This window comes from Cellulosimicrobium arenosum (genome assembly GCF_014837295.1).
Classification (GTDB): domain Bacteria; phylum Actinomycetota; class Actinomycetes; order Actinomycetales; family Cellulomonadaceae; genus Cellulosimicrobium; species Cellulosimicrobium arenosum.
In genome coordinates, this window is the sequence record NZ_JACYHB010000001.1 from 535,033 (window position 1) to 558,628 (window position 23,596).

Genomic DNA, 23,596 nt, shown 5'->3' on the forward strand with positions numbered 1-23,596 from the left:
TCAGACCTGCACGCGGTCGCGGACTGCCGCGACGATGCGTTCGATCGCCTCCGCGACCGGCACGCCGTTGTCCTGGCGTCCGTCGCGGTACCGGAACGACACGGCGCCGGCCTCGGCGTCCTCACCGCCCGCGATGAGCACGAACGGCACCTTCTGCGTGCTCGCGTTGCGGATCTTCTTGCCGAACCGGTCGTCCGAGTAGTCCACCTCGGCCCGGATGCCCTGGGCCGCGAGCTGCGCGACGACGTCGGCGAGGTAGTCGTTGAACGGCTCCGCGACCGGCACCGCGACGACCTGGACGGGGGCGAGCCAGGCCGGGAACGCGCCCGCGTAGTGCTCGAGGAGCACCGCGAAGAACCGCTCGATCGAACCGAACAGCGCACGGTGGATCATGACGGGGCGTTGGCGCGACCCGTCGGCCGCCGTGTACTCGAGGTCGAACTTCTCGGGCAGGTTGAAGTCGAGCTGGATCGTCGACATCTGCCAGGTGCGACCGATCGCGTCCTTCGCCTGGACCGAGATCTTCGGTCCGTAGAACGCGGCGCCACCCGGGTCGGGCACGAGGTCGAGGCCCGACGCCGTGGCGACCTCCTCGAGGGTGCGGGTCGCCTCCTCCCACGCCGCGTCCTCGCCGACCGACTTCTCCGGGTCGCGCGTGGAGAGCTCGAGGTAGAAGTCGTCGAGCCCGTAGTCCTTGAGCAGGTCGAGCACGAACCCCAGCAGCGAGGTCAGCTCGTCGCGCATCTGCTCGCGCGTGCAGTAGATGTGCGCGTCGTCCTGGGTGAAGCCGCGAGCGCGGGTGAGCCCGTGCACGACGCCGGACTTCTCGTACCGGTAGACGGTCCCGAACTCGAACAGACGCAGCGGCAGCTCGCGGTAGGAGCGGCCGCGCGCGTCGAAGATGAGGTTGTGCATCGGGCAGTTCATGGGCTTGAGGTAGTAGTCCTGGCCCGCCCGCTTGACGTTGCCGTCGTCGTCGACCTCCTCGTCGAGGTGCATCGGGGGGTACATGCCCTCGGAGTACCAGTCGAGGTGACCCGAGACCTGGAACAGCTTGGCCTTGGTGATGTGCGGGCTGTTGACGAACGAGTACCCGGCCTCGACGTGCCGCTTGCGCGAGTACGCCTCCATCTCCATGCGCACGGTGGCGCCCTTGGGATGGAAGACGGCGAGACCGGAGCCGATCTCGTCGGGGAACGAGAACAGGTCGAGCTCGTTGCCGAGCCGGCGGTGGTCGCGGCGCTCGGCCTCGGCGAGCCGCTCGAGGTAGGACCTGAGCTCGTCCTTGCTGGGCCACGCGGTGCCGTAGACGCGCTGCAGCTGCGGGTTCTTCTCCGACCCGCGCCAGTACGCCGCGGCGGAGCGCATGAGCTGCACACCGTTGCCGATCAGTCGCGTCGTGGGCAGGTGCGGACCACGGCACAGGTCTTTCCACACCACGGTCTCGCTCTCGCGACCGGCGCCGCGCACGTTGTCGTAGATCGTCAGCTCGCTGCCACCGACCTCTACCGCCGCACCCTCTGCGGCGTCCGCGACGCCAGGTCCCTTGAGCCCGATGAGCTCGAGCTTGTAGGGCTCGTCCGCGAGCTCGGCGCGCGCCTCGTCCTCGGTGACGACGCGGCGTCGGAAGGTCTGCCCCTCCTTGATGATGCGTGCCATCGCCTTGTCGAGCGCCTTGAGGTCCTCGGGCGTGAAAGGCGTCTCGACGTCGAAGTCGTAGTAGAAGCCGTCGGTGATGGGCGGACCGATCCCGAGCCTGGCCGCGGGGTTGATCTGCTGCACCGCCTGGGCGAGCACGTGCGCGGCCGAGTGGCGCAGCACGGCGAGCCCGTCGGCGGAGTCGATGGTCACCGGCTCGACGACGTCCCCCGGCGCGAGCACGGTGTCGAGGTCCTTGAGCACGCCGTCCACGCGCACGACGACGACCTCGCGGCGACCGGCGAACAGCTCGGTGCCCGTCGTGGCCGTCTCCACCGTGACGGTCCCGGACTCGGGGACGGTGGTGGCTGGCGGCTGGACGACGTCCGACACAGGGTGCTCCTCGCGGGTGGGAGGGACGCCGTGACGGCGCCCTCGATCTGCAGTCCTGGCCGACCGGGGCGGGTGCCGCGGGCGCGCGCAGGGGCGCCGTCGTCGACGGCGCCCCTTGATCGTACCGACCCGAGGCCGCGGGACGAACCGGACCCGGTCGCGTCCCTGCGGTGTCGGGCTACCGGTCGTTGGCCTGCTTCGCCTTGTCTGCGAGCGCGTCCACCTGCTCGTCGACCGAGTCCGGTGCCACGCCCTTGATCGCACCCGCGACCTGGTCGATGCGCTCGTCGCTCGCGAGGTCCTTCGCCTTGTCGACGAGGCCGCCGAGACCGCTGTCGCCACCTGCCTGCTCCGACATGACAACTCCTGTCCGTCGCACTCCAGCGGGACGGGCGTCCCGCCGTCCCCACGCTACGGCGGTGGCTCCGGGGACGCGCGACGAGGTTCAGGACGACGTCCAACGTCTGACACGTCTGCGGCCCGCCCTCTCCCAGGCCGTCTCGTAGTCCTCGAGCGCCGACTGCGCGCGCTGCCGTTCGACGCCGACGAGCAGTCCGTAGCTGAACCCGTTCTCCCGCCGCAGGTTGGCCTGCATCCCGAGCCGGCGCAGCGTGCCGGCGAGCCCGACGGCGTCGTGGTGCTCCCCGAGCGCGTCCTGCACCGTCTCGAACCGGCACGCGAAGCGGGCCGCGTCCTCGCCCAGGGCCGGGGCCATCGCCTCGCCCGCGTACCGGGCCCGCTTCGCGGCCTTGCGCACGTCGTGCAGCAGCTCGTCGCGCCGCTCCCCCGTGGCCGCGTCGGCGGCGCGCGCGCGGCGGCGCGCGCGCTTCCAGGCCTTGCGGGCCAGCGGCGGCAGGACGGTCCGAGCCGGGTCGGCCGGGTCGGCCGTGCTTGCGGACAGCGGCGGGTCGCCCGCGAGCACGACCAGCGCGTCGAGGAGGGCGAGGTAGCGCTCCTGACCCATCTGCTCGACGGCGGCCCGCTGCGTGTCCCGGTAGCGCGCGTCGAGCTCGTCGACGACGCGCGCCCGCACCGGCCCGACGACCAGCTCGTCCGGCGTGCCGTCGAGGACCACCCGGACGCGGTCGCGCGCCACCTCGGCGTCGCGCGCCTCGCCGAGCACCTGCCCCCACCACCGCAGCTCGGCGCGCACGGGCTCGGTGACGTCGCGGTCGAGCAGCGGCCGGAAGGTGGCGAGCGCGCTGCGCAGGCGGCGCGCGGCGACGCGGGACTTGTGCACCGCGTCGCGAGTGTCCCGGCGCACCTCGGGGTCCCAGCGGAGCAGAGCGTCGACCTGCTCGCGCAGGTGGTGCACGACGACGTCACCCGCCGTCGCGTCGTCGCGCGCGGCCGGGACGTCTCCCGGCCCGTCGCCACGCTCTGCGGTCGCGACCGCGAGCGCGCGGGCGAGCTTCGGGCTGCTCCGTTCGAGGCGCGCCCCCGACGCGACGAGCACGTCGACGACGTCGTCGAGCAGCCTCCCCCCGTCCCCGTCGCCGTGCCTGTCCGTGGGACCGGTGGGCAGGAGCTCCACCTCGATCTCGCGCCACGCGTCGGCGCGTCCGCCCGCCGAACCGGCCGGGGCCTCGTCGCCCCCCGCGTGGCCGGCGGGTACGGCCAGCCGTTCCGTGGAGACCCGGTCGTCCGCGATCTCGACGAGCGCCGGGCCCTGCTCCCCGCTGTCGGTACCGTCGGCCGGTCCCCCGTGCAGCACGACGAGGGAGCGCACCGTGCGGATCCGTCCGACGGGCACGAGAGGCTCGTTCCGGGTCACCCCCACCACGAGACCCACGAGCCCGGCCGGTGGGACCGGGGCGTCGCGGAGAGTCGCAGGGAGCTCTGCGTCGTCGTCGCCGAGCGCGCGTCGGATCTCGTCCCGTGCGTCGCCGGGTGCGGGCAGCTTGAGGTGCCAGCCCGCGTCCGCACCACCCGTCCGACGCCGCAGCGTGACACCCCGCGCGAGCAGCCGCAGGTCCGCGGTGTCGTAGTAGAGGGCGTCGAGGTGCACCGGCTCAGGGCGCACGATGGTCGTCCCCTCGAGCCCGGGGTCCGGCACGGACCAGTCGTCCGGGGCGCTCAGCGTGCGCTCGTCCTCGCGGTAGGCCACGGCGCTCCTTCTGTCGGGCGTCCGGTCGGTCCGTCCGACCCTGGGGACGACCGTAGGTGCGCGGCCGGGACGTCGCACGCAGTGCCGCTGTGCCGGGTCGTCCGTGCGCCGCACGCTCGGCTAGAGCACCTCGCGGCGCGTGAGCGACCGGAACGCGACGGCACCCGGCGCGATCGGGAGCCAGAACGTCGCGAGCCGGTACAGCACGACCGCCGCGAGCGCGGTCGTGGCGTCCAGCCCGACGCCGGTCAGCGACGCGACGAGCACCGCCTCCACCGCGCCGACGCCTCCCGGCACCGGCGCCGCGGTGGCGACGGTCCCGCGGTGAGGGAGACGAGGGCGACGGCCACGAACGTCGTGTCCCCGCCGAACGCCCGCACCGAGAAGTACAGGCACACGGCGTAGCCGAGCGGGAGCAGGACGACTCCGCCGAGGAGCGCCACCATCTTCGCCGGGCTCGACACGACGTCGTGCATCGCGGTGACGGACGACCGGACCGCCGGCACGACGGTCCGGCGGACGAGCCGGCGCACGGCCGGCAGGAGGAGCACGACGCCGACGACCACGACGAGGCCCGCACCGACGATCGCCAGCGTTCGGCCCGACGGGAGGCTGTCGAGCTCGCGGGTCAGCGCGTCGGTGCTGCCGGCCCACAGCGCGAAGGTCACGAGCAGGGTGAGGTGCACGCACAGCACGGCCGCTTCCTTGGCGGCCGACGCGGACACCGCGACCGGTGTGGCGAACCCGCGTCGCTGCAGGTACCGGACGTTGAGGCCGACCTGTCCGACACCGGGCGGGGCGAACGTCGCCACGAAGGACGCCGCCAGCGCGACGGCAGAGGCCTGCCCCACGGGTACCCGTCCGGGCGTCCCCCCTGCCAGTCCGAGCGCGGCACCCAGATAGGTGGCGGCGGAGGCGAGGAGGACCGGGATCAGCCAGACCGGGTCCACGTCACGGACGGCGTCGACGAGGCTCGGGAGGTCCGCGAGCTGGGGCGCGAGGAGGTAGACGGCCACGACCAGCATGGCTGCCGCCACCAGGGTCCGTGGCTTGAATCGTTCGATCTTCTCGTAGGCGGGTCGTGCCACCCCGGTCGCGCGGCACGTCTCGGCGGCCACGGTCTCCAGCGTGGTCCCGGTCTTCTTGAGCAGCGCCCGGGTCGCCGCGGTGAGCGCGGCGGGCACCAGCCGCCCCACCGCAGCCGCGAGCGGAGCAGGGCCGAGGACGGCCTGTGCGGCGGTGACCGCACGCCCTGGTCCGACGACCGCGCTCGTCGCGGCAAGCAGCTCGGCGACGTCCCCCGCGAGCACGGCGTCCGGCGCGCCGGGCTCGACGTGCTCGAGGTCGGTCACCCACACCGTGCCGTCCGGTGCGAGGAGGAGATGGCGCAGCGTGAGCTCCCGGTGCGCCACCCGCGCCTCGCGCAGGCGCGCGACCTCGACCCAGGCCGCGCGGAGCACGTCGTCGGTCAGCTCCGCCGGGTCGACGGCGTCCAGCGGGCGACCGTCGACCAGGTCGCAGGCCAGCAGCGCCTCTCCCTCGGGTGCGCGCACCACGGCACGGACCGCGGGCACGTGCGCGTCGTGCGTCGAGGCGAGCAGGCGCAGCAGCGCCTCGAGCGCCACCGCACGCGTCGGGGACGCCGAACCCTCCTCGTCGACCCCGGTGCGCAGCCGCAGCCGGCGGTAGGCGAGACCGACCCGCTCGCGCTGCCAGGACCGGCGGTCCGTCACCGTGACGACGACGGGCCCACCGGGCGTCCGCGCCTCGAAGGTGCCGTGGTGGGCGCCCGCGGCGGGAGCACGCACGTCGGTGACCTGGAGCCCGCCCGCCCCCAGCGCGACGCGCACGCCTTCCGCGGTCAGCTCGCGGCGCGTGCGACCGACGGCCACGGTGACGAGCAGCCCGACCAGTCCACCGACGCCGACGGCGAGCACGGCGTCGAGGGGACCCGACGGCCGCAGGATCGCATCCAGGACGACGAGCAGGGCGACGAGCGACCACCAGGCCCTGGCCCAGCTCCGGGCCGGGCGCAGCGCCGCGAGCACCGCCGCGAGCCCCGCGACCGAGCCGAGGCCCGGACCGACGTCGCCCAGGTCTGGGTAGAGGTTCCCGACGTCGGGCGCCGCGTGCCGGGAGAGCACGGCCCCGTGCACGAGGGAGAAGGCCGCGAGGGCGGCGACGATCGCCAGCGCCCCGGTGAGGAGCAGCCGCACCCGGCCTCGGACCGCGAGGACCACCGGGGTCACCACCGCGCTGACCAGAACGACGGACTCGGCCACGAGGGCCAGCACGAGCGAGACCAGGGACGGCACGTGACCGGCGACCTCGCGCGCGTCGAGCGCGATGCCGACCGACGTGCGGTCCGCGACGGCGGACAGCAGCAGGCCCAGCAGGACCGTGCCAGCCAGCACGAGGACGGTGCGCAGGTCGCCGACGTCGACCCGGACGACGACGTCCCGGTACTCGGGCGCCCCACGGTCGTCGCGACCGGGCACGACGTCGGATACGTCGCCCTCGGTCGCGGTGCGCTCCGACGTCATGGCAGACACCCTCACACCGATGACCGGGGCGAGCACGCGTAGCACGTGGTCCGGCCCAGGCCGGTGGTCCAGCAGGGGCCGCGTCGCGGAGGCCGGCAAGGAGGCTGGCGGAGATGTCCGCCACGCTCGGGAGACGGACGAGGCCGTTCCCGCTGCTGCGGAAACGGCCTCCTACCTGCGGTGATGCTCGGTGGGCGATACTGGGTTCGAACCAGTGACCTCTTCGGTGTGAACGAAGCGCGCTACCACTGCGCCAATCGCCCGAGTGCGTGGACGATACTAGCCTGAACCGGACCGGAACGAGAAACCCGCGCGCTCTCGCGCCTCCGGCGGCCCGACGTGGTCGTCGACGGCCCGGCTCACGGGTCCAGGCGCTCCCGGCGGTGGCGCTCGAACAGCTCGCGCGCGGCGAGCGAGACAGTCCCGGCCTGGAGGGCGACGCCGTCGAGCCAGGTCACGGGTTGGACGTTGCGCACGGACCCGGTGAGCAGGAGGTTCGCGCGACCCTCGGTCACCTCGTCGAGCACGCCGAACGGCAGCTCTCCGGGGCGCGCCTCGCGCACGGGCAGGCCCTCCTCGTCCGCCCACTCCAGCAGCAGCTCGCGCGTGATGCCGGCGAGGCACCCGGACGACAGGAGCGGCGTGACGAGCTCGTCGGCGCGCTCGACGAACACGTTGGCGCCGGTCCCCTCGCACAGCTCGCCCGCGGTGTTCGCGAGGAGGGCCTCGTCGCCGTCCTTCGCCACGGCGTCGGCGAGCGCGACGACGTTCTCGGCGTACGACGTCGTCTTGAGCCCGGCGACGGCCGAGCGCTCGTTGCGCGTCCACGGGGACCGCACGGCGCGTCCGTGCGCCACGATCTTCGCCGGTCCCGCCGCGACGACCACGGTCTGCGCGCCGGGCGTCCGGCCGGACCCGAGCGGCCCGATGCCCGCCGTGACGGTGATCCGCAGGCGGCCGACCTCTCCGCCCCCGGCGTCGGCCCGGGTGCGCGCCTCCGCGAGGACCTGCGCGACGCCGTCGCGCACGAGCACCTCGTCCGGCGCCTCGAGTCCTAGGCCGGCCGCCGACCGCGCGAGCCGGCGCAGGTGGCGGGTGAGCGCGAACGCGTGGTCGTCGAAGACGGCGCAGGTCTCGAACACGCCGTCCCCGACGGTGATCCCGTGGTCGACGGCGCTGAGGCTCGCGTCGCCCGGCCCGACGAGGCGGCCGTCCGCCCACACGACGAGGTTCTCGGGCGGCGCGGCGTGCTCGGAGCCCGCACTCGGTTCGCTCATGGGTCCAGTCTGCCCGACGCCAGCCCGACGAGCCGGTGCGCCTTGAGCTCGGTCTCCTCCCACTCGCGCGCGGGCTCGCTCCCCCACGTGATCCCCGCGCCGGTGCCGAACCGCAGGACGCCGTCCGACCACCAGAACGTCCGGATCCCGACGGCGAGCTCTGCCTCGTCCCCGTCGACCCACCCGATCGCCCCGCAGTACGGGCCACGCGGGGCGGTCTCCAGCGCGGAGATGATCTGCAGCGCGGACGACTTGGGCGCGCCCGAGACCGAGGCCGGTGGGAACGTCGCACCCAGCAGGCGCGCCCAGCGGTCCGGTGCGGCGAGGACGTCGGGCAGCACCCGACCGGCGACGCGGCTGACCAGGTGCACCAGACCGGGGTGCTCCTCGACCGCGAGGAGGTCGGTGACCTCGACCGTCCCGGGTATGCACACCCGCTGCAGGTCGTTGCGCACGAGGTCGGTGATCATGACGTTCTCCGCACGGTCCTTCGCGCCCAGACCGGCCGCGTCGAGAGACGTGCCCTTGATCGGGCCGGACGTGAGGACCCCGCCCTCCAGCCGCACGAACAGCTCGGGTGACGCGCTGACCACCCACACGGGGTCGACCCCGGTGCCCGCGGGCACGTGCAGCACGCCCGCGTGGGGCGCGGGGTTTCCGCTGGCCAGACGCCGCGCGAGCGCCGGCGCGTCGGGCTCGCTCCCGGGAGGGTCGAGCGGGGCGGACAGGACGCGGCAGACGTTGGCCTGGTAGACGTCCCCCTCGTGCACGCGGGCCCGGACCTCGCGGACCGCGGCCTCGTAGGCGGACCGGTCGAGCGAGCTCGACCACGCGTCGGGCGACGGGCCCTGCCAGCCCGCGGGGCCGTCGTCGGGCGGCTCGGAGACGTCCACCCGCTCCTCGAACCGCCACGCCCGCGCCCGCCCCCCGCGCGCAGGGTCGTCGAAGTCGACGACGACGAACCAGGGCCCGTCGCCGACGAGCCGTTCCGGCTCGCGGTACAGGTCGACGCACTCGACGGCTCCACGGGCGGCGCGACCGCCGAACCGGGCCACTCCGGGGCGCGATCGCGTCGTTCCTGGTCGGGGCACGGCTCCACGCTACCGACCCGGCGCACGCCGGTTGGACGGCGGGCGCGACCGTCGGCTAATGTCTGGGACGCGCCGGAACGCCGGGGACACCACGAATGCGCATTCGGGGGTCCACGACGAGTCCTGGTCGCGCGGATGTAGCTCAGCTGGTAGAGCATCACCTTGCCAAGGTGAGGGTCGCGGGTTCGAATCCCGTCATCCGCTCGGAGCCGTACTCTGGTGGATCCTCGGACCCACCACGGTCCGGTCGCGGTGGAGTGGCCGAGAGGCGAGGCAGCGGCCTGCAAAGCCGTATACGTGGGTTCGAATCCCATCTCCACCTCGCGAGCAGCATCAGCACCACCCTCGGGCGATTGGCGCAGCGGTAGCGCGCTTCCCTGACACGGAAGAGGTCACTGGTTCGATCCCAGTATCGCCCACCAGCACTGAGCGAGAGGCCGCCCCGGAGCACTCCGGGGCGGCCTCTCGCGCTCCCGGACGCATGCCCGGTCCGCACCGGAAGTCGGCTAGTATGTTCCACGCGCCGGGACGCCGGGGTTCCCGACACACGTCGATCGAGCCTCAGTGCTGGCCGCGCGGATGTAGCTCAGCTGGTAGAGCATCACCTTGCCAAGGTGAGGGTCGCGGGTTCGAATCCCGTCATCCGCTCGAAGATCTCGCCCCGGCCGTCTCCTGCGGGAGCGGTCAGGGCGACGGTCTCGTGGTGGAGTGGCCGAGTGGCGAGGCAGCGGCCTGCAAAGCCGTATACGTGGGTTCGAATCCCATCTCCACCTCGCGAGCAGCATCAGCACCACGGGCGATTGGCGCAGCGGTAGCGCGCTTCCCTGACACGGAAGAGGTCACTGGTTCGATCCCAGTATCGCCCACCAGCACGGCCCGAGGCCGCTCCGGACGCCGTCCCGGGGCGGCCTTCGTCGTCGCCGGCCGGCACGCCGAGCCGTCCGCTAGTCTCCCCGGCATGGCCGACGAACGACCCGCCGAGGGCACCGCGACCGACGTCCCCACCGACGACGGGACAGACGTCCTTCCCCTGGGCCGCGCGCCCCGGCCCTCGACCGGCCCGGAGCTGGCCGTGCGTCTGCGCGACGCGTTCGTCGAGCACGCCCATCCCGACGTCGCGCACGTCGAGCGGCTGCGCGTGCACGCGACGGTGGACGGTCCGGACGTCCCTGCGCTCGACGTCGACCTCTCCGGGCTGGTCGTGCGGACCACGTCCGGCGGCGGCCGGCCCACCGAGACGACGCTCCCGCCCGTGCCCGTGGGTGACCTCATCGATCCCGCCGCCCGGCGCGAGGACGGCACGCTCCGCCACCTGCGCATCGAGGCGCACCCCGTCACGGTCGAGGGCGTCCCCGTGGATGTCGTGGTCGACGCCGACGACGTCCGGTTCCGCTGGGTCGAGGGCGCGGACGGGTCGCTCGGCGTCGAGCTCGTGGACCCCGGGGCGACGGGGTCGGGTGAGCTCGTCCGCGGGTTCGTGCGTGTCACCGCGCCGCAGCGGGACCTGATCGCGGCGGCGCGCCGGCTGATCGAGAAGACCCTGCAGGAGACCGGCGGGCTCGTGCTCACGTCGTTCGACGTCCAGGTCGACTCCGCCGGTCCGCGTGCCGCCACCGCCGGCGGCTTCGCGCGCGTGCGCAAGAGGATCCTCTCCGCGAGCATCCGGGCACGGATCGCCGTCGACGTCGACGAGCACCTGGTCCTCACCGTGCGCGAGCTGAGCCTGACGAGCCGGAACCCGGTCGTGGCCGCGGCCCTGCTCGTGGCGCGAAACCACGTCGACGAGGCGCGCGGCCGGACGGTCGACCTCGCGGCCGAGCTGCCTCCAGGCCTCCGCCTCGCGGACGTCCGGCTCGACGTCGACGAGTCGGTCGCGATCTCCGCCCGGTTCGCCTGACCGTCAGTCGCGACGCCGCGGCCTCGGCGTGCCCCGCAGCGGCTCGGCCGTCGTGGGGTCCTGCGGCCACGCGTGCTTGGGGTACCGGCCGCGCAGCTCCGCGCGCACCTGCGGGTAGCCCTGCACCCAGAACGACGCCAGGTCGGCGGTGACCGCGGCCGGACGACCGGCCGGCGAGAGCAGGTGGAGCAGCACCGGGACGCGCCCGTCCGCGACCCGGGGCGTGCGGGTCCAGCCGAACGTCTCCTGCAGGCGCACCGCGAGCACCGGCTGGTCCTCGGCGTAGCTCACCGCCACCCGGGACCCGCTCGGGACCTCGAGCCGCTCAGGCGCGAGCGCGTCGAGCCGCGCGGCCTCGGGCCACGGCAGGAGCCGGCGCAGCGCGCCGGCGAGCTCCACGCCCCGACCCCGCGCGACGGCGGGCAGGTCGGGTCCCAGCCAGGCGTCGAGACCGTCCAGCAGCGCGCCGTCGCCGACGTCGGGCCACGGCTCCCCCAGCGCGCCGTGCAGGAACCGGAGGCGGTCGCGCAGCCGGGTCGCGGCGTCGGACCACGCCAGGCTCGCGATCCCGTCCCGGCGCAGCCCGTCGCGCACGGCCGCCGCCACCACGTCCCCGGGCGGTCCCCGCCACGGTTCGCGCGCGAGCTCGATCGCGCCGAGCGACGTCACCCGGGCGGCGCGCACGCGCCCGCCCGACCACTCCGCGACGCCGGACGTGCGCAGCTCGGCCACCGCGGCGGCGCGCGCCGTCGCCTCGTCGACCGGTGCGGCGGACCGCACGACGGCGTCGGCCCGGCCCGCCGCGCGGTCCACGTCCGCGACCGCGAGCCACGGCGTCCCCTGCAGCGGCGAGCCCGGGGGCAGCCGCGCACCCGCCCCCGAGACCAGCAGGTACGTCTCGCCGCCGGGCCGCAGGCGGGCGAGGCGGTCCGGGTGCGCGAGCGCGACGACGTGCCCGACGGCGGCGTCGTCCGTCGGTCGCTCCCCCGCGGTGGGCCCCGTCGTCGGTCTCGCGGCCGCTCCCGCGACGTCGCGCGCGACGCGCTCCAGCCGGTCGCGCTGCGCCGCCCATGCACCGGTGCCGGGCCCGCCGCGGCGCACCGCTCGCAGCGCGGCGGGCAGGTCCGCGCCCGGTACGCGCACGTCCTCCGACAGCAGCGCCACCACCTCGGCCGCGCGCCGCGGGCCGACCTCGGGGACGGCGTCGAGCAGGGCGCGCGCGCGACGTGGGTCGGCGGGCACGGCCGCGATGCGGCGTCCGAGCGCCGTGACACCGGCGGGGCCGACGGCGCCCAGCCCGTGCAGCACCGCGCGTGCCGCGGCGTAGGCGGCCTCCGGCGGCGGGTCCAGGAGCGCCAGCCCGGTGCCGTCGGGACTACCCCAGCACGCGAGCTCGAGCGCGAACCCGGTGAGGTCCGCGGTGCGGATCTCGGGCTCGGGATGCCGCGCGAGGCGCGCGTGGTCGCCCTCGGACCAGCACCGGTACACGGCCCCCGGCCCCTCGCGCCCGGCACGTCCCGCGCGCTGCTCCGCTCCCGCCCGGCTGACGGAGACCGTCACCAGGCCCGGCAGCCCGCGGCGCACGTCGGTCCGCGGCTCGCGCGCCAACCCGGCGTCGACGACGACCCGCACGCCCGGCACCGTGAGCGACGACTCCGCGACCGCCGTCGAGACCACCACCCGGCGCCGCGGGCCCACCTCGAGCGCGCGGTCCTGCTCGCGTGGCGGGAGCCGACCGTGCAGCGGACGCACGTCGGCGTCCACGCTGGCGAGACGGCGCGACACGATGTCCACCTCGCGCGCACCCGGGACGAACACCAGGAGGTCGCCCGCGCGCTCGCCCAGGGCGCGGCGCACGGTCGCGACCACGTGGTCGAGCAACGCCGACGACGTGCCCCGCGCGTCGGTGCGCGCCCCGGGTGCGGGGCACCACACGACGTCGACGGGATGGAGCCCGCCCTCGACCCGCACCACCGGCACCCGTGGTCCGCCCGCTCCGGTGCTCCCGCCGAGAGCCGTCGCGGTCCGGTCGGCCTCCACCGTGGCGGACATCGCGACGACCGCGAGGTCGTCGCGCAGGTTCTCGCGCACGTCGGCGAGCAGCGCGAGCGCGAGGTCGTCGTCCAGGTGCCGCTCGTGCACCTCGTCCAGGACGACCCCGGCCACGCCCGGCAGCTCGGGATCGCGCTGGAGCCTGCGCACGAGCGTGCCCGTCGTGACGATCTCCACCCGGGTGCGCCGCGACGTCCGCGACTCTCCCCGCACGGTGTACCCGACGGTGCCGCCGAGCTCCTCGCCGAGCAACGACGCGAGGCGCCGCGCCGCGGCCCGCGCGGCGATCCGGCGCGGCTGGGTGACGACGACGCGCCCCTCCAGCGCGGCCGCGAGCGCCGGCGGGACGAGCGTCGTCTTGCCCGTGCCGGGCGGTGCCTGCACGACGACGGCCCCGGCCGCGCGCACGGCCGCGAGCACCTCGTCGAGGTGCTGCCCGACCGGCAGCTCGGGCGGGTCGGCGAGGAGTCGGGCGAGCGGGTCCACGGTCGTAGTCTGCCGCGCCGGACCTTCCCGAGGCGGCGCGGCCCGGCGTACGGTCGGAGCATGTGCCGGAACATCACGACCCTGCGCGGCCTGCAGCCTCCCGCCACCGAGGAGGAGGTCGAGGCCGCCGCCCGCCAGTTCGTCCGCAAGGTCACCGGGATCCAGAGGACGAGCACCGCGACGCAGGAGCCCTTCGAGCGCGCCGTGGACGAGGTCGCCGCGATCGTGGCCCGCCTGCTCGGCGAGCTGCCCGAGCGTCGTCAGCCCCCGACGACGGTCCCGCCGCTGCGTCGCGAGGAGGTGCGGGCGCGCATCGCCGCGCGCGAGGCGGCGGAGCGCGAGCACGAGCGCGCGCACGCCCTCGGGATCGCGCACGAGCACGAGACCGCCGGGTCCGTCTAGAACGGTCCGCCCCGGGTCCCGGTCCGCTCCCTGCCCGCACGGTCCACGAGGGACCGACGACGTCGGTCCCGCCTCGTAGTCTGATCGCGTGACCTCTGGACCGGACGACGACCTGCCCCCGTTCGACCCCGCGTACGACGAACCGCCGTTCGACCCTCTCGACCCGTTCGGCCAGGCCCCGCCCCCTGAGCCCGAACCGTCCTCCGCACCGCCGCGCGACCGGCCTGCGCTGCCACCGCGACCCGACGTCCCGCGCGCCGTCGCGCAGGTCCTCGCACCCGAGGCTGCGGTCGCGGCGGCCTCGGCCGTGCTGCACGACGTCTGGGGGTACGACGCCTTCCGCGGCGAGCAGGCAGACGTCGTCGAGACCGTCGTCCGCGGCGGCGACGCGCTCGTCCTCATGCCCACAGGGGGTGGGAAGTCGCTGTGCTACCAGGTGCCGGCGCTCGTCCGGGAGGGCACCGGGGTCGTCGTGTCACCTCTCATCGCCCTCATGCAGGACCAGGTGGACGCGCTCTCGGCGCTCGGCGTGCGGGCGGGGTTCCTGAACTCGACGCAGCAGCCCCATCAGCGTCGTGCCGTCGAGGACGCGTACCTGGCGGGCGAGCTCGACCTCCTCTACCTGGCGCCCGAGCGGTTGCGGGTGCGCGAGACCGTCGAGCTGCTCGACCGCGGCACGGTCGCGTTGTTCGCGATCGACGAGGCGCACTGCGTCTCGCAGTGGGGGCACGACTTCCGCCCGGACTACCTCCGGCTGTCGATGCTGCACGAACGCTGGCCCGAGGTCCCGCGGGTCGCGCTGACGGCCACGGCGACCGACCAGACCCACGCCGAGATCGCCGAGCGGTTGCAGCTCGAGGACGCGCGGCACTTCGTCGCCAGCTTCGACCGGCCCAACATCCAGTACCGGATCGCCCCCAAGGACAAGCCCCGCGAGCAGCTCCTCGACCTCCTGCGGACCGAGCACGAGGGCGACGCGGGCATCGTCTACTGCCTGTCACGGAGCTCGGTCGAGCAGACCGCCCAGTTCCTCGTCGAGCGCGGGGTCACGGCCCTTCCTTACCACGCCGGCCTCGACCGGCAGGTGCGCGCCCGCAACCAGTCCCGGTTCCTGCGCGAGGAGGGCGTCGTGATGGTCGCGACGATCGCGTTCGGCATGGGGATCGACAAGCCGGACGTCCGGTTCGTCGCGCACCTCGACCTGCCCAAGTCGGTCGAGGGCTACTACCAGGAGACAGGTCGCGCGGGGCGCGACGGGCTGGCGTCGACCGCGTGGCTCGCCTACGGCCTGGCGGACGTCGTCCAGCAGCGGCGCATGATCGACACCTCCGAGGGCGACGCCGCGCACAAGCGCCGCCTGACCGCGCACCTCGACGCGATGCTGGCGCTGTGCGAGACCGTCGGGTGCCGCCGCGTCCAGCTGCTCAACTACTTCGGTCAGGCCTCGCAGCCGTGCGGCAACTGCGACACGTGCCTGACCCCGCCGGAGTCCTGGGACGGCACGGTCGCGGCGCAGAAGCTCCTGTCGACCGTCGTGCGCCTCGATCAGCGCGGGCAGCGATACGGCGTCGGACACCTGGTCGACATCCTGCGGGGAAAGGCGACCCCGCGGGTCACGCAGCTGGGCCACACGTCGCTGAGCACGTTCGGCGTGGGCACGGACCTGTCCGACGGCGCGTGGCGGGGCGTCGCGCGCCAGCTCCTCGCGGCGGAGCTCCTCGGCGTCGACACCGACGGCTACGGCACGCTGCGCCTCACGGCAGACAGCGCGTCCGTCCTGCGGGGCGAGCGGCAGGTCCGCCTGCGCCGCGAGTCCAGCACGGTGGCCAGGACACGTGCTCCTCGCGCACGCTCGTCCGCCGCGGCCGAGCTGTCCGTCGAGGGTGCCGCGGTGTTCGAGGCACTGCGGTCGTGGCGGGCCCTGGTCGCGAAGGAGCAGGGCGTGCCGGCTTACGTCGTGTTCCACGACGCGACCTTGCGAGAGGTCGCCGCGCGGCGCCCGACGTCGCTCGACGCGCTCGGCGGCATCAGCGGCGTCGGCGCCGTGAAGCTCGAGCGGCACGGCCCCGGTCTGCTCGCCGCGCTGGTCGAGGCCACGGGACCTGCGTGACGGCGCTCCCGGTGCTCCACCACCGCCACCGACCCTAGGCTGGTCGCCGTGGAACCCCGAGCACCCGAGTCCCCGAACGCCGCCGGCCCGACGAGCGGGGCGCCACCGGTGAGCGCCACCATGCGCCGCGCCAAGTCGGTCGCGCGCGCCGCGCACGCCACGATCGGCCAGCTCCACGAGGACGGGCACGGAGGCGTGCGCATCGACTGCTCGTGCGGCATGGTCCTGACCAACGGTCCGGACTGGACCGTGGACGAGCACATCCGCCTGCACCGGGCCGAGGCCCGCTACCTGGCGCTCAGTGCGGTCGCGCCCGCCGGGATGCCTCGTCTCGTCCCGCCCGGGCCGGGCGGAAGGGCGCCGCTGCGCTGAGCCTGCCGGCCCGCTCCGGGCCTAGAGCTCGTCCGGGTCGTCCCACGAGGTGCCCGACGAGTCGCCGGTCATGGGCCGGCGCTCCGCCTCGGACAGCGAGTGCGGCGCCCGCTTCGCATCGCCACCGGTCAGGACGTCGCCGTGCCCGTCACCGTGCCCGTCACCGTGCTCGTCGCCCTGCTCCGCGCCGTCCCCGTCACCATGCCGGTCCACATGCCTCGTGGGCGGCGACAACCGGGCCGAGGCGATGTCGGACTCGTTGAGGTCATCTCTCTGCGCAGGGTCGTCGGTGCTCATGGCACGGGTCTACCAGTCACGAGCGTGACTTGCACGCCCGGGACCGTCTCCGCTTGGCACACTATTACAGGGATCGGCTGCCCCGAGGGTCGGTTCTGCGCAGCGGTGCGTGCTCCTGCGGCGACAGCGGCCCGCGGACCATGAAATCCTCAGTCACATGCAGACCTGGCCCGGCCATTCCTATCCGCTCGGCGCGACGTACGACGGCACCGGTACCAACTTCGCCCTCTTCTCGGAGGTCGCCGACCGCGTCGAGCTGTGCCTCCTGCGCGACGACGGCACGGAGCGGCGGATCGAGGTCGAGGAGGTCGACGCGCACGTCTGGCACGTCTACGTCCCCGGCAAGGGCCCCGGCACCCGGTACGGCTACCGCGTGCACGGCCCCTACGACCCGGCGAACGGCCACCGGTGCAACCCGGCGAAGCTCCTCCTCGACCCGTACGCCAAGGCGATCGAGGGGCAGATCGACGGCGACGAGGCCCTCTTCTCGTACCGGTTCGACCACCCGGAGGACGCGGACCGCTCCGAGGGCGACGCGCACGAGGACGGCGACGGGGCAGCGTCCACGACGGACGACCCGTCCACCGCCTCGCTCAACGACGACGACTCCGCGGACCACACGATGGTCTCCGTGGTGGTCAACCCCTTCTTCGACTGGGGCCACGACCGCCCGCCGAACCGCGACTACCACGACAGCGTGATCTACGAGGCGCACGTCAAGGGCATGACCATGCGTCACCCCGACGTACCCGCCGAGCTGCGCGGCACGTACGCCGGCATGGCCCACCCGTCGGTGATCGAGCACCTCGTCACCTTGGGCGTCACGGCCGTCGAGCTCATGCCGGTGCACCAGTTCGTGAACGACCCGACCCTCGTCGCCAAGGGGCTGTCGAACTACTGGGGCTACAACACCATCGGGTTCTTCGCCCCGCACAACGGCTACGCCGCCTACGGCACGCGCGGGCAGCAGGTCATGGAGTTCAAGTCACTGGTCAAGGCGCTGCACGAGGCAGGCATCGAGGTGATCCTCGACGTCGTGTACAACCACACGGCCGAGGGCAACCACCTGGGCCCCACGCTGAGCTTCCGCGGCATCGACAACAAGGCCTACTACCGGCTGGTCGACGGGGACGAGGCGCACTACTTCGACACCACGGGGACCGGCAACTCGCTCCTCATGCGTTCGCCGCACGTGCTCCAGCTCATCATGGACTCGCTGCGGTACTGGGTGACGGAGATGCACGTCGACGGGTTCCGCTTCGACCTCGCGGCGACCCTCGCACGCCAGTTCCACGAGGTGGACCGCCTCTCGGCGTTCTTCGACATCGTCCAGCAGGACCCGGTCATCTCCCAGGTCAAGCTCATCGCCGAGCCGTGGGACCTCGGCTCGGGCGGGTACCAGGTGGGCGGCTTCCCCCCGCTGTGGACCGAGTGGAACGGCGCCTACCGCGACACCGTGCGCGACTTCTGGCGCGGCGAGCCCTCGACCCTGCCCGAGTTCGCGAGCCGGCTCACCGGCTCGTCGGACCTCTACGAGCACTCGGGCCGCAAGCCCATCGCCTCCATCAACTTCGTCACCGCCCACGACGGGTTCACGCTCAACGACCTCGTCTCGTACAACGACAAGCACAACGAGGCGAACGGCGAGGACAACAACGACGGCGAGAACCACAACCGCTCGTGGAACTCGGGCGTCGAGGGCCCGACGGACGACCCCGAGGTCCTCGCCCTGCGCGCCCGCCAGCGCCGCAACCTCCTCACGACGCTCCTGCTCTCGCAGGGTGTGCCCATGCTGGCGCACGGGGACGAGATCGCGCGCACCCAGCGCGGCAACAACAACGGCTACTGCCAGGACGACGAGATCACGTGGATGGACTGGCGCGGCGTGCTGGACGACGACCCCGCGCCCACGGAGCCGGACGACGCCGCGTCCGATGACGACGACGACGACGACACGACCCTCGACCCGAGCGCGGCGGAACGCCGTGCGCTGCTCGACTTCGCCCGCCGCGTCGTCTGGTTGCGCCGGGACCACCCGGTCCTGCACCGCAGGCGCTTCTTCGCGGGCCGCGGAGACAGCGACACCGCGTCCGACCCCGAGCACCTGCCGGACATCGAGTGGCTCGACATCACGGGCTCGCGGATGGACGCCGAGGACTGGGACCACTCCTACGCCCGATCGGTCATGGTCTTCCTCAACGGTGACGCGATCCCGGAGCCCGACCGGCGTGGCGAGCCGATCGTCGACGACTCGTTCCTCCTCATGCTCAACGCGCACCACGACGTGCTCGACTTCACGATCCCTCCCGCCGGCTACGGCAGGGAGTGGTCCGTGGTGCTCGACACCGACAGCACGACGAACCTCGGCGACTCGCTCCTGCCGGGCGACACCATCACGGTGACCGGCCGCAGCGTGATCGTCCTGACTCGCCCGCCGCTGCGATGACCCGGACGCGCGAGACACCGGTCTCCACCTACCGCCTCCAGCTCGGGCCCGACCTGACGTTCGACGACGCCGCACGTCAGGTCGACTACCTCGCCGCGCTCGGTGCGACGCACCTCTACCTCTCCCCCGTGCTGCAGGCGGCCCCGGGCTCGACGCACGGGTACGACGTGGTCGACCACGCACGGGTCAGCGCCGAGCTCGGGGGCAGGGCGGGCCTCGAGGCCCTCGCCGGGCGCGCGCACGAGGCGGGGCTGGGGATCGTCCTCGACGTGGTGCCGAACCACATGGCGGTACCGACCCCGGCGTGGCACAACCGCGCGCTCTGGTCGGTGCTCGCGCAGGGCGCCTCCTCGCCCTACGCGTCGTGGTTCGACGTCGACTGGACCGCGGGCGAGGGCGCGGTCCTCATGCCGGTGCTCGGGATGCGGCTCGGTGACGCGCTCGCCGCGGGCGAGCTCGTCCTCGACGAGATCGAGGTGCCCGGGGACGAGCGGGGACCGGGTGCCACGACGGCCGTCCTGCGGTACTACGACCACGTCTTCCCGGTGCGCGAGGGCACGCAGGACCTGCCGCTCGCCGAGCTCGTCGAACGGCAGCACTACCGCCTCGCGTACTGGCGGGTCGGCGACGAAGAGCTGAACTACCGGCGCTTCTTCGACGTCGGGACCCTCGTCGCGCTCCGCGTGGAGGACGAGGCCGTGTTCGAGGCGACGCACGCCCTCGTGCTCGACCTCGTCCGCACCGGGATCGTGGACGGGCTGCGGATCGACCACCCGGACGGTCTCGCCGACCCGGCGCAGTACCTGGAGCGGCTCGCGGACCGCACGGACCACGCGTGGGTCGTGGTCGAGAAGATCCTCGCCGGCGACGAGCAGCTGCCGTCCGACTGGGCCACGGTGGGCACGACCGGGTACGACGTCGCGTGGCGCCTCCAGCAGCTCTTCGTCGACGCGGGCGGGCGAGCAGGGCTCGACGGTGTCATGACGCGCCTCGTCGGCCCGTCGGTGGACGGGCTCGCGGGGGTCGTGGAGGACGCGAAGCGCGAGGTCGTCGAGGGGCCGCTCTACGCGGAGGTGCACCGGCTGACGGACCTCGCGGCCGCCGTCTGCCACGACGACCCGCGCCTGCGCGACCACACGTGGCGGGGACTGCACCAGTGCCTGCGGGAGCTGCTCGTCGCGTTCGACCGGTACCGCGCGTACGTCGAGCCGGGCGTCGCACCGCGCCACGAGGCCGTCCGGGCCGTGCACGACGCCGCCGACCGCGCCCGCGCCCGGCTCGACGCACAGCGCGGCGAGACGTTGGACGTCGTCGTCGACCTGGTGCTGGGCCGCGAGGTCGGCAGCGCCGGGCGACGGCGCGAACCACGCCGCGACGAGCTCGTCGTACGGTTCCAGCAGGTGTGCGGCGCCGTGACCGCGAAGGGCGTGGAGGACACGGCGTTCTACCGCTGGACGGAGCTCTCGAGCCTGTGCGAGGTCGGTGGCGAGCCCGACCACTTCAGCCTCGGCCTGCACGACTGGCACGCGTTCGCCCAGCGCTGCTCCCGGCTGAGCCCGCTCGCGCTCACCGCGGGGTCCACGCACGACACGAAGCGCGGCGAGGACACCCGCGCGGCCCTCGGTGTGCTCTCGGAGGACGCGACGGGGTGGGCGGCGCTCGTGGGCGAGGTCCGTGCCGCGAGCGCGTCCTATCGCAGCGCTCTCGTCGACGGCCTGGCCGAGAACCTGCTCTGGCAGACGGTGGCGGGCACGTGGTTGCCGCACCCTGCCGGTGGTACGGGCAGCGGCGGAGAGACGGGCGCACCGGGGCCGGGCCAGCGCGCCGTCGACCCGGAACGGCTCGTCGACTACCTGCGCAAGGCGCTGCGGGAGGCGAAGGTGGCGACGTCGTGGACCGCCCCGGACGACGCCTACGAGCAGGCGGTGTCCGAGCTCGCACGCCGCGCTCTCGCGGACCCCTCGGTCCTCGCGGCGTTCGACGCCTGGTCGCGCGACCATGCCGAGGAGCTGCGGGCCGCGAGCCTGGGCATCAAGCTCGCCCAGCTCACGGCGCCGGGCGTCGCCGACGTCTACCAGGGCAGCGAGACCTACTGCCCCACCCTCGTCGACCCGGACAACCGCCGCCCGGTCGCCGTGGACGTCCTCGGCGACCGGCTCCAGCGCCTCGACGAGGGAGCCGGTGCGCGCACGCTCGCGGACGAGAAGCTGCTCGTCACCACGAGCGCGCTGCGGCTGCGGCGCAGCGCGCCCGAGGCCTTCGTCGGACCGGACGCGGGGTACGTCCCCGTCGCCGTCTCCTCCCCGTGCGCGCTGGCCTTCACGCGCACGGCCGCGGGGGTCCCGCGCGTCGTGACGATCGCGACGCGCCTGCACGGCACCGTGCGCCGTCTCGGCGGCTGGCGCGACCACGTCGTCGCGCTCCCCTCCCCCGGCCCGTCCGTCGGCTGGCACGACCTCCTCACCGGACGCGACCACCCGGCGGGCACCGTCGCTCTCGCCGACCTGCTCGCCGACCTGCCCGTCGCGCTGCTCGTCCCCGGCCCCGCCGCCGCGACGTCCACGACATCCGCCACGACCGGACCGTCCACAGCCGAAGGAACCGTCGCATGACGCAGGCACCCGAGCCCCAGGGCACACCCGAGATCCCCGTGCCCGGCCCGCGCCCCGTCGTGTGGGCGCCGGCCGCCCGCACGGTGGACCTCCTGCTGCCCGAGCAGGGGTCCGCGACGTTCGACGGCTCCCGGCGCGAAGGGCTGCGGCTCGTCGGCGCGCACGTGCCGGGCTGGTGGGGGTACGACCACGAGCTCGAGCCCGGGACGGACTACGGCTACTCGATCGACGGCGGACCCGGACGGCCCGACCCGCGCAGCCCGCGCCAGCCCTACGGCGTGCACGGGCCGAGCCGCACGTTCGACCCGGCCTTCGCGTGGTCCGACGCCGCGTGGGCAGGACGGGACGTGCGCGGCGAGGTCCTCTACGAGCTGCACGTGGGGACCTTCACCGACCAGGGCACGCTGGACGCCGCGATCGAGCGCCTCGACGAGCTCGCCGATCTCGGTGTGGGCGCGGTCGAGCTCATGCCGGTGGCCGCGTTCGGCGGGACGTGGGGCTGGGGCTACGACGGGGTCCACCTGTACGCGGTGCACGAGCCCTACGGGGGGCCACGCGCCCTGCAGCGGTTCGTCGACGCCGCGCACGCTCGCGGTCTGGCCGTGGTGCTCGACGTCGTCCACAACCACCTCGGCCCCTCCGGGAACTACCTGCCGGAGTTCGGCCCGTACTTCACCGACGCCCACTCCACGCCGTGGGGGTCGGCGGTCAACCTCGACCGCTCGGGCAACCGCGAGGTCCGCGAGTGGATCCTGTGCAACGCGCTGCGCTGGTTCACCGACTTCCACGTCGACGCGCTGCGCCTCGACGCCGTCCACGCGCTCGTCGACGACTCGCCCACGCACCTGCTCGTCGAGCTGTCGCGTGCGGTCGCCCGGCTCGAGGAGGAGCTGGCGCGCCCGTTGACGCTCGTGGCGGAGTCCGACGAGAACGACCCCACGACGATCACGGACGCCGAGGTCGGCGGCCGTGGCATGCACGCCCAGTGGGCGGACGACGTCCACCACGCCGTGCACGCGCTGCTCACCGGCGAGCGCCACGCGTACTACGTGGACTTCGGCTCGGTCGCGGTCCTGCGCAAGGCGCTGACGGGAGCGTTCGTCCACGACGGCACCTGGTCGACGTTCCGCGCCCGGGACTGGGGCCGACCGGTGCCGCCCGGGACCGACGGCCACGCGTTCGTCGTGTGCACGCAGAACCACGACCAGGTCGGCAACCGCGCCCGGGGCGACCGGCCGTCGGCCACGCTCGACGCCGGAGGTCTCGCGATCGCGGCCGCGCTGGTGCTCGCCTCTCCGTTCACGCCCATGCTCTTCATGGGCGAGGAGTGGGGCACCTCCACGCCGTGGCAGTACTTCACGGACCACGACGACCCGGACCTCGCCCAGGCGATCCGCGAGGGGAGGGCCGCCGAGTTCGGGGGGCACGGGTGGGACGGGGGCGACGCCGTCCCGGACCCGCAGGACCGCGCCACGCGGGACGCGAGCGTCCTCGACCGGTCGCAGCGTCACGTCGGCGAGCACGCACGGCTGCTGGAGTGGTACCGCACGCTGATCGCGCTGCGGTCGCGCCCGGACGTACGGTCCGGGGACCTGTCCCTCGTGCGCGTGCACGGTCCGGGCGGGCCCGGCGACGACGCCGCCGCGGAGGAGCATCGCGTCGACGGCCCCGGCGACGGACCGGCGTTCGTCGTCGACCGGCGCACGGTCGCGGTGGCCGTGAACCTGGGCGCGGTCGACCGCACCGTCCGGCTCGACCTGGGCGGTACGCCGCGGCTGGTCGCGGCGTGGGACGAGCGCACGACCGTGCACGGTCGGTCGGTCGAGCTCCCGGCGCGTTCTGTCGCGGTCCTCGCCTGGCGCTGACTAGGCTC

At 74.2% G+C, this 23,596-nt stretch carries 16 protein-coding genes and 7 tRNA genes; 13 read left to right on the forward strand and 10 right to left on the reverse strand.

Annotated features, from left to right (window positions below; translation table 11 throughout):
* From thrS to IF651_RS02515, 8 genes are all read right to left on the reverse strand, one after another.
* A complete protein-coding gene (gene thrS / locus IF651_RS02480) occupies positions 1 to 2,031 on the reverse strand; it encodes a threonine--tRNA ligase (RefSeq protein ID WP_191827463.1) in 2,031 nt (676 codons plus the stop codon).
* A 178-nt stretch (positions 2,032 to 2,209) separates the two neighbouring features.
* Complete coding sequence (locus tag IF651_RS02485) at positions 2,210 to 2,389, reverse strand: hypothetical protein (RefSeq protein ID WP_191827464.1); 180 nt, start codon at positions 2,387 to 2,389, stop codon at positions 2,210 to 2,212.
* Positions 2,390 to 2,476: 87 nt separating this feature from the next.
* A complete protein-coding gene (locus IF651_RS02490; protein ID WP_191827465.1) occupies positions 2,477 to 4,138 on the reverse strand; it encodes a CHAD domain-containing protein in 1,662 nt (553 codons plus the stop codon).
* A 120-nt stretch (positions 4,139 to 4,258) separates the two neighbouring features.
* A complete protein-coding gene (locus tag IF651_RS17940) occupies positions 4,259 to 4,414 on the reverse strand; it encodes a hypothetical protein (protein ID WP_191827466.1) in 156 nt (51 codons plus the stop codon).
* Complete coding sequence (locus tag IF651_RS18120; RefSeq protein WP_191827467.1) at positions 4,387 to 6,681, reverse strand: lysylphosphatidylglycerol synthase domain-containing protein; 2,295 nt, start codon at positions 6,679 to 6,681, stop codon at positions 4,387 to 4,389. The genes IF651_RS17940 and IF651_RS18120 overlap by 28 nt, the downstream gene beginning before the upstream one ends.
* 191 nt (positions 6,682 to 6,872) lie before the next feature.
* Positions 6,873 to 6,944 (reverse strand) — tRNA-Val (locus IF651_RS02505).
* A gap of 96 nt (positions 6,945 to 7,040) precedes the next feature.
* Positions 7,041 to 7,958 carry an aminotransferase class IV gene (locus IF651_RS02510; RefSeq protein ID WP_191827468.1) on the reverse strand — a complete coding sequence of 306 codons (918 nt, stop codon included), beginning with the start codon at positions 7,956 to 7,958 and terminating at the stop codon, positions 7,041 to 7,043.
* A complete protein-coding gene (locus IF651_RS02515; protein ID WP_191827469.1) occupies positions 7,955 to 9,049 on the reverse strand; it encodes a chorismate-binding protein in 1,095 nt (364 codons plus the stop codon). Before IF651_RS02515 ends, IF651_RS02510 begins: the two co-directional genes overlap by 4 nt.
* Before the next feature lie 131 nt (positions 9,050 to 9,180).
* On the opposite strand from IF651_RS02515, the gene IF651_RS02520 reads away from it, so the two are divergent.
* The 7 genes from IF651_RS02520 to IF651_RS02550 all read left to right on the forward strand — a co-directional run bounded on the left by IF651_RS02520 (position 9,181) and on the right by IF651_RS02550 (position 10,946).
* A tRNA-Gly gene (locus IF651_RS02520) sits at positions 9,181 to 9,253 on the forward strand.
* 47 nt (positions 9,254 to 9,300) lie between these two features.
* Positions 9,301 to 9,371: transfer RNA gene (locus IF651_RS02525), tRNA-Cys, on the forward strand.
* A gap of 25 nt (positions 9,372 to 9,396) precedes the next feature.
* Positions 9,397 to 9,471 (forward strand) — tRNA-Val (locus IF651_RS02530).
* Between the two features lie 153 nt (positions 9,472 to 9,624).
* A tRNA-Gly gene (locus IF651_RS02535) sits at positions 9,625 to 9,697 on the forward strand.
* 54 nt (positions 9,698 to 9,751) lie between these two features.
* Positions 9,752 to 9,822, forward strand: a tRNA-Cys gene (locus tag IF651_RS02540).
* A 21-nt stretch (positions 9,823 to 9,843) separates the two neighbouring features.
* A tRNA-Val gene (locus IF651_RS02545) sits at positions 9,844 to 9,918 on the forward strand.
* Positions 9,919 to 10,007: 89 nt separating this feature from the next.
* Entirely contained in the window at positions 10,008 to 10,946 is a 939-nt protein-coding gene (locus tag IF651_RS02550) for a hypothetical protein (RefSeq protein ID WP_191827470.1), read from the forward strand.
* A gap of 3 nt (positions 10,947 to 10,949) precedes the next feature.
* Here the strand turns inward: IF651_RS02550 and hrpB are convergent, their stop codons facing one another.
* Positions 10,950 to 13,484: an ATP-dependent helicase HrpB gene (gene hrpB, locus IF651_RS02555; RefSeq protein WP_191827471.1), complete on the reverse strand. Its 2,535-nt coding sequence runs from the start codon at positions 13,482 to 13,484 to the stop codon at positions 10,950 to 10,952.
* Positions 13,485 to 13,544: 60 nt separating this feature from the next.
* Here hrpB and IF651_RS02560 point away from each other — a divergent pair, with 60 nt between their 5' ends.
* From IF651_RS02560 to IF651_RS02570, 3 genes are all read left to right on the forward strand, one after another.
* The gene (locus tag IF651_RS02560) at positions 13,545 to 13,886 is read left to right on the forward strand and encodes a DUF2277 domain-containing protein (protein ID WP_191827472.1); all 342 of its coding nucleotides are present in this window, start codon (positions 13,545 to 13,547) and stop codon (positions 13,884 to 13,886) included.
* 88 nt (positions 13,887 to 13,974) lie between these two features.
* Positions 13,975 to 15,996: a DNA helicase RecQ gene (gene recQ / locus IF651_RS02565; RefSeq protein ID WP_191827473.1), complete on the forward strand. Its 2,022-nt coding sequence runs from the start codon at positions 13,975 to 13,977 to the stop codon at positions 15,994 to 15,996.
* Between the two features lie 48 nt (positions 15,997 to 16,044).
* Entirely contained in the window at positions 16,045 to 16,368 is a 324-nt protein-coding gene (locus tag IF651_RS02570) for a hypothetical protein (protein ID WP_338403715.1), read from the forward strand.
* 21 nt (positions 16,369 to 16,389) lie between these two features.
* Here the strand turns inward: IF651_RS02570 and IF651_RS02575 are convergent, their stop codons facing one another.
* A complete protein-coding gene (locus tag IF651_RS02575; RefSeq protein ID WP_191827474.1) occupies positions 16,390 to 16,665 on the reverse strand; it encodes a hypothetical protein in 276 nt (91 codons plus the stop codon).
* Positions 16,666 to 16,822: 157 nt separating this feature from the next.
* Between IF651_RS02575 and glgX the strand changes: the two genes are divergently transcribed.
* From glgX to treZ, 3 genes are read left to right on the forward strand one after another with little or no spacing between them, the layout of a single operon-like run.
* A complete protein-coding gene (gene glgX / locus IF651_RS02580) occupies positions 16,823 to 19,111 on the forward strand; it encodes a glycogen debranching protein GlgX (protein WP_191827475.1) in 2,289 nt (762 codons plus the stop codon).
* Entirely contained in the window at positions 19,108 to 21,723 is a 2,616-nt protein-coding gene (gene treY / locus IF651_RS02585) for a malto-oligosyltrehalose synthase (RefSeq protein ID WP_191827476.1), read from the forward strand. The genes glgX and treY overlap by 4 nt, the downstream gene beginning before the upstream one ends.
* Positions 21,720 to 23,588 carry a malto-oligosyltrehalose trehalohydrolase gene (gene treZ / locus IF651_RS02590; protein ID WP_191827477.1) on the forward strand — a complete coding sequence of 623 codons (1,869 nt, stop codon included), beginning with the start codon at positions 21,720 to 21,722 and terminating at the stop codon, positions 23,586 to 23,588. The genes treY and treZ overlap by 4 nt, the downstream gene beginning before the upstream one ends.
* Positions 23,589 to 23,596 lie beyond the last annotated feature (8 nt).

Excerpts from the sequence above, each read along its gene's own strand:
- IF651_RS02485 (WP_191827464.1), bottom strand. The coding sequence starts at position 2,389 with ATGTCGGAGCAGGCAGGTGGCGACAGCGGTCTCGGCGGCCTCGTCGAC.
- IF651_RS18120 (WP_191827467.1), bottom strand. The coding sequence starts at position 6,681 with ATGACGTCGGAGCGCACCGCGACCGAGGGCGACGTATCCGACGTCGTG.
- IF651_RS02510 (WP_191827468.1), bottom strand. The coding sequence starts at position 7,958 with ATGAGCGAACCGAGTGCGGGCTCCGAGCACGCCGCGCCGCCCGAGAAC.
- IF651_RS02550 (WP_191827470.1), top strand. The coding sequence starts at position 10,008 with ATGGCCGACGAACGACCCGCCGAGGGCACCGCGACCGACGTCCCCACC.
- IF651_RS02560 (WP_191827472.1), top strand. The coding sequence starts at position 13,545 with ATGTGCCGGAACATCACGACCCTGCGCGGCCTGCAGCCTCCCGCCACC.
- IF651_RS02575 (WP_191827474.1), bottom strand. The coding sequence starts at position 16,665 with ATGAGCACCGACGACCCTGCGCAGAGAGATGACCTCAACGAGTCCGAC.
- glgX (WP_191827475.1), top strand. The coding sequence starts at position 16,823 with ATGCAGACCTGGCCCGGCCATTCCTATCCGCTCGGCGCGACGTACGAC.
- treY (WP_191827476.1), top strand. The coding sequence starts at position 19,108 with ATGACCCGGACGCGCGAGACACCGGTCTCCACCTACCGCCTCCAGCTC.
- treZ (WP_191827477.1), top strand. The coding sequence starts at position 21,720 with ATGACGCAGGCACCCGAGCCCCAGGGCACACCCGAGATCCCCGTGCCC.